The organism is Serratia sp. X10, assembly GCF_017811775.1.
Taxonomy (GTDB): domain Bacteria; phylum Pseudomonadota; class Gammaproteobacteria; order Enterobacterales; family Enterobacteriaceae; genus Serratia; species Serratia ureilytica.
In genome coordinates this window covers 149,359-164,660 of the sequence record NZ_JAEIOH010000005.1, presented here as the reverse complement: position 1 = coordinate 164,660, position 15,302 = coordinate 149,359, and the positions used below count along the sequence as shown (strand labels likewise).

The following is a 15,302-nucleotide window of genomic DNA, read 5'->3' as shown; positions in this document are numbered from 1 at the left end:
GTATCACGCCATTTTCAACGGTGCACCGGGTTTTATCTGCTCGTTATGCAGTTCGTATTGTTGAAGATAGCCTGAGCGCCCTAAAGTCGCAAATATATTGTCGTTGATATGTATAATGTTTTTCATATAGTCCTCGCTGTTATAGACGCTGTCTAACTGAGTCGCGGACAAACGGTCGTAGAGCCAGATTCTTCGGTTGTATGTGATGAAAACGATATAGTCGTCAATGAAAACGAAGTCCTCTACCGTATTGTCGTTCGGGCGAATAAATTCAACATGATGTTGCCACTGTTCATCAAAGAAGATTTTATGGATAGAACCACTGTAAGAAATATAGAGCGTCCGGTTATCGAACCACTTGAGGCGTTTGGGCAATCGGCAGTCGGTGGTTTCAACGACTTGGTTCTGTTCCAGATCATATAAATAGATTTTTCCCAGGCGTTCAGCAAAAGCCAGCGTCGCACCATCCGGCGAGACGCCCAGCGACCAAATCGGTTCGTCCCCTTGGTGAAGAGCGGTGATCTGGCCGCGGTGATATTGATAGACGGTGCCGTCTTCGCTGGCCAGATAGCAACACTGGCGCTGCGGGCAGTAACAAACGTCGCGAAAGGCGGTGGGCAAGTCGTGCGTCATGCTGGCACCGTTTTGCTTGACGATGATGCGTCCACGGCTCATCACGGCGATAAAATCGTCGTCTTCCATAGGAACAATGCGTTTGATGTATCCACTGTCCGTATCCGTTAAAGGGTGTTTGGTTGGAAGACCGAGAACAGCGCCATCCTCTTGCAGCGGGATACGGTACATATAGCCGCGTTCGCCGGCGCAAATGATTTCGTCTCGGCGGCGATAGGCTGTCCAGATGGCGTCTGGCGTATTCTTCACCATCGCCAACGTTTCCCCCGTCAGGATATCGCTTTTGAGTAAACTGCCGTCGCGATTTTGCACAATGACGATGCGATCGCTATTTTTAACGAATTTTGTCCACCGTAGCTTGAATGCCGCCGTCAGCGCCACTCCCGTGCTTTTCAGCGAATCAAGATCAATGCGGTAGATCCGTCTGTCAAAGCTGCTGGCCAGGCAAATTTTCTTGTCGTGGTTGAGAGTGACATGCTCCATGTCATCATGCGCGAAAATTTCGCCGTTGCGATAGGTCAGTCGCCTGTTCTCATCGATTTGCAATTCCAATACGCGGCGTGAGTCGCAAGCGACAATGTAGCGGTTGTCCTCCAGCGGTTCGAACCAATGCACGGTTTCTGTGAGCCCTTCGGGTTTGATGCTGTTTTGCAACTCGCCGTTAGCGATGAGGCCGATGGTGCCGCCCGTGCTGCCTGCCAGCAGATAGTGGCCTGATGATGAATAGCAGAGCGTTGCAATATCTTCTTCGCATACGCGCACTTGAGAAAGCTGCGTTCCCATAAAGTCCAGTTCGACAACGGCGCTGTTGCCGCTGCGCGTGGCTATCTGCGCTTTGGTCGGGTGGATGGCGATCGCCTGAGAGGTCGAATGGAAGATGCCGAAATCGTCCGCCCCGAGGTCGCGAACCGAGAACAGGGAAACGATGTCGAGGCGATGGTCGGCATCGTAGCGCAGGATGGACACTTTCCTGTCGCCAGATAAACAAGCCAATAACTTCCTTTCCGGAGAAATGGCAATCGCTTCAATCGTTCCCCAGTGGATTTTTTTTCGCATGCTTACCGTGAACGAATCTACAGGTATGATTAATATCTCGCCGCCTTTCGTTCCGGCAAAAGCAATATTCATTTCCCGGTCGTAGGCGAAAGCATTAATGTTCTCTTTAGACATATCGCATCCTTTGGTAAGCGGCGCCAATATTGATAAATGGTGAGCAGGATCACCTGTTCACCATTTATGACTAACAAAAAATAAAGCGATTACTTCTCAGAACGAATAGCTTTCTGAACGCTGATAGTCTTAGGTGCATTTGCAGTTGCAGTTTTGATTACTTTCATGTGAATCTCCTAAGTTTATGTCGGTTTGCAGTTAGCATGACAGCTTTCATGCTGCAATCAGTATTGCTTGATGTGTTTGAGGATGTAAAACTGTTGAATCTTACAGGACGGTGTTTTGCTCTTTTTTCGCCGATTGTTATCTGTTTCGCGCTTTTTTCTGGTGCTATGTTCTGATTTGTTTTTGTTTTATGGTTTTTTATATCTGTCTGGCGGCGGTTTCATACCATTTTTTTATTATGGTCTCTCACCTGTCAAGACTGACAGTTATTTATTCCAGCATGCTGACTTACTCTCTTTTCGATGATCTCTGAGGAGAGTAGCTATGCTGACAATCAGAAATAAGATAAAGATTTTTATCACAGACAATAAGATAACGTCATGGTTTTATAGCTTCAATAACATTGATTGTGAGGCGCTTCTTATTCATATCCCAAAGCAGAATAAAGAAGGTGGCGAAATTGCATCGCAATCGCAGGGGACCCCCTATCTTCGTATTCATTCCCAGTGTTTAACTGGCGATGTTTTCGGTTCTAAGCGTTGTGAGTGCGGCAACCAATTACACGAATCGATAAAAATCATGACGGAGTATGGCGGATATATCGCTTACTTGCCTCAGGAAGGTCGAGGTATCGGGCTGTATAACAAACTTGATGCGTATGCCTTGCAAGACCAGGGGCATGATACGTTCCAGGCAAATAAGCTTTTGGGATTCCCTGAAGATGCGCGGGAATATCATTGTGTCCCTGAAATGCTGTTGGCGGTGGGAATAGAAAAGGTATTTTTGCTGACGAATAATCCCGATAAGCATCAGGCGCTAACCGATTCAGGCATCGTGGTTGAAAAAGTGGTTTCCACATCGTGCTTTATGGGACGCGACAACCAGAAATACATACAGGCAAAGGCGGATATCGCCAGACATACGTTCGGGAAAGTTGTTTCTATCTAATAGAACCAGGAGATGACTATGTATCACACCAGTCCGATTAGCGGTATAGCGACAAACAACGTTTATGTTGCCACTGCCGGTTATGACAATAAAGTGATTCTCTGGGATGCGGAAACGCATTTGCCTCTTTCTGTCAGCTATCATGACCATTTGGCCAATCAGGTGTCGTTCAGTCCTGACGGCCGTTTCGTCGCCTCGTCGAGCAGCGATTACAGCCTGCGTGTGTGGAGCGTGCCGGATCTGCAACTTTATGCGGTCATGCGGCATGACGATGACGTTGAGGGCATCAGTTTTCACCCGACCCAGCCCTGGATAGCGACGGCGTCTCGCGATCGGCACGTTCGCGTTTTTGATCTGCACGGGAAGTTGTTGGTCAAATTCTTGGGACACACTGCCGATGTCATTTCCGTTGAATGGAAGGATGAGGACGTATTGGTGTCCAGCGGGGATGACGGCACGATTCGTTATTGGAGCCTCTCTCAGCAGAAACAAATCGCCATGATTGATATGGTCGGGGTGGAAACGGATACGCTGTGCCTGACGAAAGAAGGGTTGCTGGTTTCCGGTGATGATGAAGGTCGCATCACTGTGTTCGACGAGCAGGGGCGGCAGGTTTCGCAAGTGGATGCGCATCAATCAGGCGTCAAACGCCTGATTGTTAAAAATAACACGGTCATCAGCTTAAGTTATGATCGGTATTTCAGAATTTGGAATTTAGATCGTGGCGGATTAAGCCTGGTTCACCAAGACAAAATACTGCCACAAGTCTGGCCGCGCTCCAGCGACATCATTGGGGATCGTTATTTGGTGTTTGTCACTTTTGGCGATAGATATGCCACTTATGATTTAGATAAACGGGTGTGGGTGGAAAATGAAATTAAAGACACTCACGGAATTAATGCCGTTTATGCCTGTGGCGACGATATTATTTTTACCGGTGATGCCGGCAAGGTGGTGCGCAACGGTAAAGTCATCAATCAGCTTCCCTCGCTATGTAACTTCATTATTCAAGTGGGCGGTGTAGTGTTGCAAGGAGGGCAAGATGGCGCGGTTTATAATGGCGAAACCGGCGCAGTCGTCTATCAACATCATTCCCCGTTGAATTGCCAGACGGTGCTGAAACACCCTGAGGGTACCTTTGTTTTGGTGGGTGCCTATACCGGCGAGGTGATTTTATTGCGCGTAGATGATAACGGATGTGTGAGTTGGGAGAAAAATATCCAGGCGCATAAGAACGCGATAAAAGGCATGGCGATCAATGGTGCCATATTATTCACCGCCTGTGCGGATCACACCGTGGCCGCACACGATTTAACGGAACTGGCCCAGCCGACATTACGCTTCGTCGGTGAACACGACATGATTGTGAATGGGTGCGTCGCCTTGGATAACGGTTTTGCCTCTATCAGCCGCGACAAAACATTGCGGTTGTGGAGCCTCACGGGGGAGCAGCAGATTATCGACTCACCGCACCAGAACTCGATTAAATGCATCAGCTATGCGCCCGGATACAATCTGATTATGTCGGGCGACTATCGGGGAACCGCTGCTGTGTACGACCTCACGCAGCAACGCTGGGTCATGATGAGGAAGGTTTCCACCGCCGGTATTTCCTGTCTTGTTTTTGACGTCTCCAATGGTCGTTTCATCGCCGGCAGTTACCTGGGTGAATTGCATTTCATCCACGCGGAGGCTTTCAGCCGCACAGGGGGGAAACATGCGGCCTATGCGTGACATCAATCAACTGTCCGATCGTGAAGCGATGGGGATGGAGCCATCTTTCTATGCTTCCGAGCTGGATAATCTTGATGGCGCGATGGCGTCATTATCCCGCTGCGCCGTCAGCGATCTGGCCGGCATCGTTGAAGACGAACACCGGCCACTGACGGTGCGTTATGCCGCCGGTTCATTGCTGGCATTGCACGGCGATCCGCGCATCAACACTCTGGCTCCCGCGATGATTGCGCTGTGCGAAGCGGACGTGGTGCTGGGGCGCGATGCGGAACAAGTCGATGAGATATGGCAAGAATATGCGGCGGTGGGCGTCAAACGGGAGTGGATTGCCAAGGAAGCGCCGGCATATCGTTGCCGGATCAAACGGTTCAACTTGGCGAAGTATTGCGTCACGCATCAGGAATATCGCGATTTTCTGCTCGATAGCCGCTATGAAAGATTGCCCGAAAGCTGGCCGTTCGGCAAATATCCCGCCCATCTCGCCAATCATCCGGTGAATTCGTTGGCGCTGGAGGATTGTGAAGCCTACTGCCGCTGGCTTTCCGCCAAAACGAATCGCACATTTCGTTTGCCGACGGAGGCGGAATGGGAGTATGCCGCCAGCGGTGGCGTCCGGCGAGAATTTCCCTGGGGAGAAAGCTACCGGCGCGATTGTGCCAATACGTTGGAGCTGGGGTTGCTGACCACCACGCCCGTCGGCATGTTCCCTAAGGGAAATTCGGCCTTTGGTTTGGCTGATATGGCGGGAAATGTGGAAGAGTTTACCGCGACGCCGTATCTGCCGTATCCCGGCGGCGAGGTGGTGGATGACGATCTGTTTCGGTTGGATGAGCAAACGCCTTACCGTGTCGCTCGCGGCGGCAGTTTCACCCGACACCATGATTTGGCTCGCTGCACCAGGCGACACGGGGCGTATCCAAAAGCCATTTATGTTATGGGCTTTCGATTGGCTGAAGATATCAAGACGCCCTAAATTTTTGTACGCTCGCTGCTTCAGCACAGCAGCGGCGTGATTGCGCCGGAGAGCAAAGCATGCGTGATGGTTTGATAGCGATTCTGGGTGCCGAACTTTTCGGAAATGTTGTTCAGATGAAAGACGACGGTGCGATCGGAACAGCCGATGATTTGCGCGATTTCCCATGAGGTTTTGCCTTCACAAGCCCAGAAAAGGCATTCCTGCTCGCGCTTGGTCAGCTTGATGGTTTGTTGCTCTAGAGACTGCATCATTTTTTCATGGATGTAGGGTGTTATCGCCAGGATCTCTTTGATGCAGCGTGCATAGTCGTCATGGCTGGGATTTTCGTCGACCGCGTTGATGCTGACAATGCCCAAAGTGCTGCTTTTCCCTCTAAAAGGGATGCTGAAACCGGGCCCGATGCCAAAGCGCAATGCGTTTTTCAATACGGCTTTGCCATCAGGATGAGCATCTTTTAACAGCTTATGCCAATGAACTGGCGTGCTGGATATTTTCGCATGAGCCAGGATGGGATCGTAATCATGGTAATTGTTTTCATCATAATGTATTCGCCATTCTTTAGGATAATTTTCAATCACTAAGCGTTCCGTTTTGGTCAGTGAACGGGAAAGAAACATAGTGATGCTAAAGAATGTGAAACCACATGAGATGATTGATTTTTTAATTGATTGATTTATATCATTATTGTTTTCATCTAACGAATCAAAGGTATCTTTCATTCGTCGGCTTCCTTCTATTTAGAATAAAACAAACAATTCATTAACATTAGTGTTGCTTAAATGTAAAGTATAATTTAATAAAAAGTTAAATATGACAGTGTGTCTATGGTGGTACTTTTTAATGATATTTCATGCTGATAGGTTTTTTTTTAGTTTAACTGTCCTGAATGGTTATTCGTTTTTGTGACTAATGTCACGGTTCATTAGGCATTCAGTAGCAGCATTCATTACCTTTTAGTCTCGACATTCCGGGTATGGGTGTTTTTCCGAGGAAATAGACGGCGCGTGTCGTGGGAATTACCGCGTGCGGGCAAACGTTCATTCCTGCGCCGGTAGGGGGGAGCGGCGTGGAAGCGATCGCCATCCACATGAGAGAGGGGAACCACGATGAGTAAAGCATGGATTATGCAAGAGGCATTGAGATGTGCGCGGCAAGCCCTGCCCGATTGCCTGCCTAACCCCCCCGTTGGCAGTATTTTGGTTAAACAAGACCGTATCGTCACACAGGGGTATACCCGAGCCCCAGGGCACTCTCATGCCGAAGCCGATGTGCTGTCGCAGGTAGAGGGAACGCTGGAAGAATATGAGCTGTACGTTATTTTGGAGCCCTGTTCATTTCACGGGCGTACGCCGTCTTGTGCCCAGGCGATAGTCGAGCGGCGCGTCGGTAAAGTTTATGTCGGCATTCTCGATCCACATCCGCGCAATCGTGGTGCCGGGATCGCTCTATTAGAACAGGCGGGGATCCCGGTGGAGTTGGGGCTCCTCGCCGAGCCCATTGCCGCGTGGCTATCCCCTTATTTGTATCATGAGCCGGAACCGTTCAGTCGAAACCGAGCAGGCTGAACGCATCGTCCTGCGGGGCGTAGCCGAGCAGGCGGCGGGTCTCTTCCAGCGATAAACGCGTATAGCGGTTATTGGAAACCCCGTGCACCACTGCATATTGCACCCCTTCGACACGAATGCAACGCTCCAGCAGGTCGGTGGCGTCGCGATGGCTGAGAAACGCGCTCATATCGCGGGCGCTGAGCCGATCACCCGGGCTTAGGGTGGTGAAGTTGGCGATGCGCACCGACAGGGCGGAAAGCCCTTCCTGATAGGCAAAATAGGCCGCGATGCCTTCGCCGAACGCCTTGCTGGCGCCGTACAGATTTTTCGGCTTCGGTGCGTCATCCGGGCGGATTTGATAATCGAGCGGATAGCCTTCCACCGCCTGCGCGCTGCTGGCGAACACCACCCGCCGGCATCCGGCGTCTTTCGCCGCGCGGAAGATATTGAAGGTGCCGAGGATGTTGTTGTCCATCAATGAGCCGCAGAAGTCGGCGTCGGGAGCCGGATCGGCGGCCAGGTGCAACACGGTGTCAATATTGGCGCAGGCCTCACGGCAGGCGTCGAGATCGGCGATGTTGAAGCTGATGACCTCATCGCCGGGCCGGCGATCGCGCAACAGAGCGAGATCTCGTTCCGCCAGCCGCAATGCATAGCGATCGCCCACTGCCTGGCGAAACGCGGTGGCGACTCGGCCGCCGGCGCCGGTAATCAAAATCCGTCCTACATCAGTACGCAACACCATGGTGACTGTCATCCCTACTCTCGATTAAGCGTTGACCAGTAATAATCCCCCGTGTGATTTTTGTCTAGTTGTTTTAATTAGTTATTCTGATGTTTATTCGCCGTATTCAATTGCGCACGGTGATTTTTGCGCGGGTGAATATCGTGGGGTGCTAACAATATTCGATGAGATTTGGCGATGTATTTGCCTTAATGGCTGCGAATATTGCCAGAAAAGCCGATTGGCCGCTGGAAAATACGTGTTTCGCTTTAGCTTGATAGTGAATTATTAGGTTAGTTAATCTTATGTTTTTTGGCGTAAAGCCGGGCGATACCCTCTAATCCCTCTCTATCGCTCGCGCGATATATCATCGGCGCAGTGATCCCGGTAGAGGGCGGCATGCATTATTTCGCGCATTGAGGCCGTTTTGCCTTTGCGATCACAGTTCGGCAATTTGCCGTCGCAAAGCCTTGCTCCGCTAAAATTCACGGTGTTAAGGTTATAACTCAACCGATTTAGGGTTGTTACTGCTGCGGCAGGCAAAACCTAAACCTCGCGTTTCTGTTCCCCGATGGGGCAGAGGCCGCGAGGTTTAGGTTTTTTTTTGCGCCGAATTTCGCTCCTGCGCCAGGCCAGCGCAAAGGCGGGATCGGCAGAACGTGAAGTCTAAGGATAACCGTATGAAATATGACACATTAGCCAGTGAGATTTTGGCCGACGTCGGTGGCCGCGACAATGTGAAAAGCCTGGTGCATTGCGCCACCCGCCTGCGTTTCAAGCTGCGTGACGACCGCCGCGCCAACGCGGCAGCGCTGAAGAAAAATCCGGGCGTCATCATGGTGGTGGAAAGCGGCGGCCAGTTTCAGGTGGTGGTGGGGAACCACGTGGCGGAGGTATTCGACGCGGTCAACCGGGTCGGCGGGTTAGCCGAAGGCGCGTCGAACGGCAGCGATGCGGACGGTAAAAAAGACAATCTGCTCAGCCGCTTTATCGACGTGGTTTCCGGCATCTTCACCCCATTGCTCGGGGTGATGGCTGCCTCGGGGGTATTGAAGGGGTTGCTGGCGCTGAGCCTGGCCTGCGGCTGGCTGCTGGAAAGCAGCGGCGCCTTCAAAATGTTGTTCGCCGCCAGCGACGCGTTGTTCTACTTCTTCCCGATCATGCTCGGTTACACCGCCGGGAAAAAATTCGGCGGCAACCCGTTCGTCACCATGGCGATCGGCGGCGCGCTGACGCATCCGCTGATGATGGCGGCGTTCGAGGCGGCGCAACAGCCGGGCGCGGTGCGCGAATATTTCTTCGGCATTCCGCTGACTTTCATCAACTACAGCTCGTCGGTGATCCCCATCATCTTTGCGTCCTGGGTGTCCTGTCGCCTGGAGCCGCTGTTTAACCGGGTGATCCACAGTGCGCTGCGCAATTTCATCACGCCGCTGCTGTGTCTGGCGATCACCGTGCCCTTGACCTTCCTGCTGATCGGCCCGGCGGCGACCTGGCTCAGCCATCTGCTGGCCAACGGCTATCAGGCCATTTACGCCTTCAACCCGATCATCGCCGGCGCTTTCATGGGGGCGATGTGGCAGGTATGCGTGATCTTCGGCCTGCATTGGGGGCTGGTGCCGTTGATGATCAACAACCTGAGCGTGCTGGGGCGCGACACCATGGTGCCGCTGCTGCTGCCGGCGGTGATGGGGCAGGTCGGCGCCACGCTGGGCGTGATGCTGCGCACTCGCGACGCCAAGCTGCGGGCGCTGTCCGGTTCGGCCATCGGCGCCGGGATTTTCGGCATCACCGAACCGGCGGTGTACGGCGTCACCCTGCCGAACAAGCGTCCGTTCATCTTCGGCTGCATCGGCGGCGCGCTGGGTGGGGCGATGATCGGTTACTTCCATACCTCGGTCTACTCGTTCGGCCTGGTGAACGTGTTCACCTTCGCGCAAATCATTCCCAAGGGCGGCATCGACGCCACGGTGTGGGGCGCGATCGGCGGCACCCTGCTGTCGTTCGTGTTCGCCGCGCTGGCCAGCTACCTGTTCGGCGTCGCGCCGGCGGAAGAGACGGCGCAGCCTGAAGCCGCCGCGCCGCTTAACCGCAAACAGGCCATCCTCAGCCCGATCGCCGGCGACATCGTGCCGCTGGATCAGGTGAACGACGCGACCTTCGCCAGCGGCCTGCTGGGGAAAGGCGTGGCGATCGCGCCGCAGCAGGGGCGGGTGGTGGCGCCGGTGAGCGGCAGCGTGGCGTCGCTGTTCAAAACCAAACACGCCATCGGCATCGAATCGGACGACGGCGCGGAGATTCTCATCCACGTCGGCATCGATACCGTGAAGCTCGACGGGACGCATTTCACCGCCCACGTGCGGGAAGGCGAGCGGATTGCGCCGGGCGATCTGCTGATCGAGTTCGACCAGGCGGCGATCCATGCCGCCGGCTATGACACCACCACGCCGATCATCATCAGCAACAGCGATGACTACGTGGACGTGTTGACCAGCGGCCTGTCTCCGGTGCAGGAACAGGCGCCGCTGCTGACTTTATTACGTTAATTGAGGAGCAAGCGATGAACGGCAAGTTTCCGCAACATTTCCTGTGGGGCGGCGCGGTAGCGGCGAACCAGGTAGAAGGCGCGTATCAGGCCGACGGCAAGGGGCTGTCGACCTCCGATCTGCAGCCGCAGGGCATCTTCGGCGCCATCACGCCGCGCACGGCGGGCGACAGCGGCATCAAGGACGTGGCGATCGATTTCTATCATCGTTACCCGGAGGATATCGCGCTGTTCGCCGAGATGGGTTTCAAGTGCCTGCGCACCTCGATCGCCTGGACGCGCATTTTCCCGCAGGGCGACGAAGAGACCCCGAACGAAGCCGGGCTGGCGTTTTACGATCGGCTGTTCGATGAGATGGCGAAATACGGCATTCAGCCGCTGATCACGCTGTCGCACTATGAGATGCCTTACGGTCTGGTGAAGCGCTACGGCGGCTGGGGCGATCGCCGCACCATCGATTTCTTCGAGCGCTATGCGCGCACCGTGTTCGAACGCTATAAGCACAAGGTTAAACACTGGCTGACCTTCAATGAGATCAACATGTCGCTGCACGCGCCCTTCACCGGGGTTGGCCTGCCGCAAGAGAGCGACAAGAGCGCCGTCTATCAGGCGATCCACCATCAGCTGGTGGCCAGCGCCAGAGCGGTGAAGGCCTGTCACGAGATCGTGCCGGAGGGGAAAATCGGCAACATGCTGCTGGGCGGCATTCTGTATCCGCTGAGCTGCAAGCCGGAAGATCTGCTGGAAACCCAGCGGCAAAACCGCGACTGGCTGTTCTTCGGCGACGTGCAGGCGCGCGGCTATTACCCGGCCTACATGCAGCGCTTCTTCCGTGAAAACGGCATTCAGGTGGCGATCACCGAGGAAGATCGGCAAACGCTGCGCGAAACCATCGACTTCATCTCGTTCAGCTACTACATGAGCGGCTGCGTTACCGCCGACCCGGAGCAGTACGAAACGGCGCGCGGCAACATTCTCGATATGGTGCCGAACCCGCACCTGGCCAGTTCGGAGTGGGGGTGGCAAATCGACCCGATCGGGCTACGCTACCTGCTCAACGTGCTGTACGACCGCTATCAGAAGCCGTTGTTCATCGTCGAGAACGGGCTGGGCGCCAAAGACCGCGTCGAGGCCGACGGCAGCATCAACGACGACTACCGCATCAACTACCTCAATGACCATCTGGTACAGGTGGCTGAGGCGATCGACGACGGTGTCGAGGTGATGGGCTACACCAGCTGGGGGCCGATCGATCTGGTCAGCGCCTCGAAGGCCGAAATGTCGAAGCGCTACGGCTTCATTCACGTGGACAGAGACGATGCCGGCAACGGTAGCCTCGAGCGCCGCCGCAAGAAGAGTTTCTACTGGTACCGCGATGTGATCCACAGCAACGGCGCCAGCCTGAAAGACCGGCGCTAACCCTTCAGCCCGGCGGCAAGTGCCGGGCGTTAACTAACCTTATTCGCTGCTGTTCATGATGGGAAATTCTCTCCCAGGGAATGCTGTTGCCCGCAGTCAGCCGTTATGCGGAGAAATATAATAATGATGAAAAGCTTATTACCTTGTTCCATGACCCTGGCGGCGCTGGCGCTGCTCTGTAGCCAGGCGCAGGCGGAAACGCTGCAAACCGGCAAGGACGTTGAAGCTCCCACCGCCAAATGGGAAGGGGTGGCGCTCGGCTTTGAACCGCCGCAGCCTGGGCTGTTGGGGGATATGCTGGGGATCAGGCCGATCCTGGAGGATCACGGTTTCCACTATAATCTCGGCTACCTCAGCCAGCTGTCGTATAACGCCGGCGGCGGTTACAACCACGATAAACAGGCGTCGTACATTGACCAATTTTCGCTGACCTTCAGCCAGGATCTGCAGGCGCTGACCGGCATTCCGGACGCGGCGATCGAAGGCAATATCGTCAACCGCAACCATGACAACAACCTGACCCGCGATCGGCTGCAGGATCCGCGCGTCGGCCTGACCGATCTGTCGCAGGAGAGCTTTGGCGGGCAGTCGATCACCCGGCTGGGCTGGTTGACCTTCAGCCGTTCCTTCCTCGACAGCCGGCTGCAATGGCGTATCGGCATGATGAACAAGGTGCAGGATTTCGATCAGATCATCCCCTGCGATTTCCAAACGCTGACGCTGTGCGGCGGCAAGTCCGCCAACTCGTTGACCTGGTACAACTGGAACGTGCATTACTGGGGCACCACGCTGCAATACAAGCTGACCGACGGCCTGACGCTCAAGGGCGGCGTGATGGAGCAGAACCCGAGCGCCCCCAGCCGCAGCCACGCCTGGAGTTGGTCCACCAAGGGCAGCAAAGGCTTTCTGTTGCCGATGGAGCTGGAGCTGAAAACCCACGCCGTCAACCAGCTGCCGGGGGTGTATAACCTGGGCGTGTTGTTTACCAATGCGCGCCAGCGCGATCTTTATGAAGGGGTATCTGGCGGGCCGGGCGCCAGCGATCCGCAGGGCTATCGCAGCCACGATCGCACCTGGTTCCTGTATACCGGTTTCAACCAGCAGGTGACGCGCCATGCGGATGACGTCAACCGTGGCCTGAGCGTGTTCTACAGCCTGGGGCTGGGGGATCAGCGCAGCAACTACCTGCACTGGTCCACTTCGACCGGCATCCGCTATCGCGGGCTGTTCGATGCGCGGCCGGACGACTGGCTGGGGCTGGGCGTTTCGGTGGTGAAACTGAGCGACCGCTATAAAGACAATCAGCGTTACCTCAACGAGATGAGCGGCATCAGCGATTATCACGATCCGAACTACCGGCCGGTGCCGGGCCACTCGGTGACGGCGGAGCTGTACTACCGCGTTAACGTCACGCCGTGGCTGCAGCTGCAGCCGGGCCTGCAATACTGGCATCATCCGGCGGGCGTCAGCGAGACGCAGGACGCCTGGGTGACGGCGTTGAAAACGGTGGTGACCTTCTGATCAGGCCGCGTCGTTCTCGCGGTAGCGCCGGCGGGCGTGCTCAAACCAGCTGGCCGGCACGTTGTGCGGCGGCTGCTGTAATCTGAGCAGCCCCTGTTCGACGATATGGCTGGCCTGGCGCCACAGCGTCGGGTCGCCTTCGGTCAGCACTTCCAGCAGGCGCTGTTTCTCGATCAGATAGGTTTGGGCGAAGTGGCTGTCGTAGTCCAGCAGCGAGCGGGTGTTGTCGATCAGATCCGCCAGTTTGATGGTTTTGGCCTGCGGCGATGCGCCGGCGCTGTGGCGCCGATCGCGGTTTTTACGCTCGAAGCGGTTGCCGTCCTCGGCGTGGCTGACGTTGGTTAACATCCGCACCAGCTCTGCTACCTGCGGCCCAAAGTGGCTTTCGATATCGCCGAGGGTGGTGGGCGTGTCTTCCACCGTGTCATGCAGCCAGGCGGCCGCCAGCATCTCTTCGGTGTGCGGCACGCTGCGCACCAGCTCCATGACCGCCTGCGGGTGGACGATGTACGGATCGTTGGTGTATTTGCGGCGCTGATCGATGGCCGCATGCGCCTTGGTGGCGTAGCGGCGCGCGCGTTCTGCAAGCGTATTCGTCATTTCCTTTCCCTCCCGGCATCCTCTGCATGAAAAAAATGTAGCATACCTCACAAGAAATAGCTTGCGATTACATCGTGCGCTATCTATATTCACTCACATGAAAAGCACCGATACCGAACAACCCAACGCGAAGAACCTGCTGCTGCTCGATCAGCAGCTCTGTTTCGCGCTGTACTCCGCCAACCTGGCGCTGCACAAAGTCTACCGCAAGCTGTTGAATCAGCTCGAGCTCACCTACCCGCAGTATCTGGTGATGATGGTGCTGTGGGAACGCGATCGGGTGACGGTATCGGATATCGGCGAGCGGCTGTTCCTCGATTCCGCCACGCTGACGCCGCTGCTGAAACGGCTGGAAACCGCCGGTTTGCTGGTGCGCTATCGCGCCACCACCGACGAGCGCCAGGTGATCATCGCGCTCACCGACGCCGGCCGCGCGCTGCGTGAACGGGCGCAGTCGGTGCCCGAGGCGGTGATGTGCGCCACCGACTGCAGCCTGGACGAGATCGTCTCGCTCAAACAGCAGCTGGAAAAGCTGCGCGGCAGCCTGATCGATCAGATTTGACCCACCGACGCCGGACGCAAGAACGGCAGGGGTGGTCTACACTGGTTAATAAGCGTCAAAAATAAGTAGTGCACGATTTAATCGTAAAAGATATATCTGTGACCGGCTACCCCTCGCGGGGGCCGTTGTCATCTCGCCAACCAGCAAGAAGGAATGAACGATGTCTATTGAGAAAGTGGTTTACCGCGCTCACGCCACCGCAACCGGTGGCCGCGACGGCCGTGCAACCTCCTCCGACGGCGTGTTGGACGTGAAACTGGGCGTACCGAAAGAGATGGGCGGCGCCGGCGGCGAAGTCACCAACCCCGAGCAGCTGTTCGCCGCCGGTTACTCGGCCTGTTTCCTCGGCGCGTTGAAGTTTGTCGCGGCGAAAGAAAAGGTCAAAATCCCGGCCGAAGCGAAGATCGACGGCACCGTCGGCATCGGTGAAATCCCGAACGGCTTCGGCATCGAAGTGCAGTTGGATATTTCGCTGCCGGGCATCGAGCGCAGCGTGGCGGAAGATCTGGTGAAAAAGGCGCACGTGGTGTGCCCGTATTCCAACGCCACCCGCGGCAATATCGACGTTACGCTGAACGTTAAGTAAGTTTTTTGCCGACACCATGGAAAAAATGGAGGGTTTATCCCTCCATTTTCTTTGATATCCCGTCTGAAAAGTGCTCAAAAAAGCGGTAAATTTTGCCCGTTTTGTGAGAATTCTCTTGATTATTACTCGCAAAATAACGCTTATTGCCGGTTGGCTGAACCAGAAGCCGCAA

13 protein-coding genes are annotated in these 15,302 nt (G+C 55.1%); 9 read left to right on the top strand and 4 right to left on the bottom strand.

What is annotated here, in order from left to right; all coding sequences use genetic code 11:
- Positions 1-3 precede the first annotated feature (3 nt).
- Positions 4-1,803: a WD40 repeat domain-containing protein gene (locus J9788_RS17785; protein ID WP_152665263.1), complete on the bottom strand. Its 1,800-nt coding sequence runs from the start codon at positions 1,801-1,803 to the stop codon at positions 4-6.
- Positions 1,804-2,292: 489 nt separating this feature from the next.
- Between J9788_RS17785 and ribA the strand changes: the two genes are divergently transcribed.
- The 3 genes from ribA to J9788_RS17770 are packed head-to-tail and all read left to right on the top strand — an operon-like array spanning position 2,293 to position 5,623.
- Positions 2,293-2,916 (top strand): GTP cyclohydrolase II RibA, encoded by a 624-nt coding sequence (ribA, locus tag J9788_RS17780; RefSeq protein WP_182265632.1) that lies wholly within the window; start codon positions 2,293-2,295, stop codon positions 2,914-2,916.
- 18 nt (positions 2,917-2,934) lie between these two features.
- Entirely contained in the window at positions 2,935-4,650 is a 1,716-nt protein-coding gene (locus tag J9788_RS17775) for a WD40 repeat domain-containing protein (protein WP_046898804.1), read from the top strand.
- Entirely contained in the window at positions 4,643-5,623 is a 981-nt protein-coding gene (locus tag J9788_RS17770) for an SUMF1/EgtB/PvdO family nonheme iron enzyme (RefSeq protein ID WP_182265633.1), read from the top strand. Before J9788_RS17775 ends, J9788_RS17770 begins: the two co-directional genes overlap by 8 nt.
- A 20-nt stretch (positions 5,624-5,643) precedes the next feature.
- Here the strand turns inward: J9788_RS17770 and J9788_RS17765 are convergent, their stop codons facing one another.
- Positions 5,644-6,345, bottom strand: coding sequence for a LuxR family transcriptional regulator (locus tag J9788_RS17765; protein WP_046898806.1), 702 nt, complete (start codon positions 6,343-6,345; stop codon positions 5,644-5,646).
- Between the two features lie 387 nt (positions 6,346-6,732).
- Here J9788_RS17765 and J9788_RS17760 point away from each other — a divergent pair, with 387 nt between their 5' ends.
- A complete protein-coding gene (locus J9788_RS17760; RefSeq protein ID WP_072056096.1) occupies positions 6,733-7,191 on the top strand; it encodes a bifunctional diaminohydroxyphosphoribosylaminopyrimidine deaminase/5-amino-6-(5-phosphoribosylamino)uracil reductase RibD in 459 nt (152 codons plus the stop codon).
- Here J9788_RS17760 and J9788_RS17755 read toward each other — a convergent pair.
- Positions 7,169-7,918 carry an NAD(P)-dependent oxidoreductase gene (locus J9788_RS17755; RefSeq protein ID WP_046898808.1) on the bottom strand — a complete coding sequence of 250 codons (750 nt, stop codon included), beginning with the start codon at positions 7,916-7,918 and terminating at the stop codon, positions 7,169-7,171. The two genes, J9788_RS17760 and J9788_RS17755, sit on opposite strands and share 23 nt — an antisense overlap.
- Positions 7,919-8,577: 659 nt before the next feature.
- Between J9788_RS17755 and bglF the strand changes: the two genes are divergently transcribed.
- The 3 genes from bglF to J9788_RS17740 all read left to right on the top strand — a co-directional run bounded on the left by bglF (position 8,578) and on the right by J9788_RS17740 (position 13,382).
- Positions 8,578-10,443 (top strand): PTS beta-glucoside transporter subunit IIABC, encoded by a 1,866-nt coding sequence (gene bglF, locus J9788_RS17750; RefSeq protein ID WP_182265634.1) that lies wholly within the window; start codon positions 8,578-8,580, stop codon positions 10,441-10,443.
- 14 nt (positions 10,444-10,457) lie between these two features.
- Positions 10,458-11,861, top strand: coding sequence for a glycoside hydrolase family 1 protein (locus tag J9788_RS17745; protein ID WP_046898810.1), 1,404 nt, complete (start codon positions 10,458-10,460; stop codon positions 11,859-11,861).
- Positions 11,862-12,011: 150 nt separating this feature from the next.
- Positions 12,012-13,382, top strand: coding sequence for a carbohydrate porin (locus J9788_RS17740; protein WP_370571523.1), 1,371 nt, complete (start codon positions 12,012-12,014; stop codon positions 13,380-13,382).
- Here J9788_RS17740 and J9788_RS17735 read toward each other — a convergent pair whose 3' ends face one another.
- Positions 13,383-13,982 carry an HD domain-containing protein gene (locus J9788_RS17735; protein WP_033652280.1) on the bottom strand — a complete coding sequence of 200 codons (600 nt, stop codon included), beginning with the start codon at positions 13,980-13,982 and terminating at the stop codon, positions 13,383-13,385. It lies immediately after the preceding gene.
- 97 nt (positions 13,983-14,079) lie between these two features.
- Between J9788_RS17735 and J9788_RS17730 the strand changes: the two genes are divergently transcribed.
- The gene (locus J9788_RS17730) at positions 14,080-14,544 is read left to right on the top strand and encodes a MarR family winged helix-turn-helix transcriptional regulator (RefSeq protein ID WP_033652279.1); all 465 of its coding nucleotides are present in this window, start codon (positions 14,080-14,082) and stop codon (positions 14,542-14,544) included.
- 160 nt (positions 14,545-14,704) lie between these two features.
- Positions 14,705-15,130, top strand: coding sequence for an organic hydroperoxide resistance protein (locus J9788_RS17725; RefSeq protein WP_004934114.1), 426 nt, complete (start codon positions 14,705-14,707; stop codon positions 15,128-15,130).
- Positions 15,131-15,302: the final 172 nt, after the last annotated feature.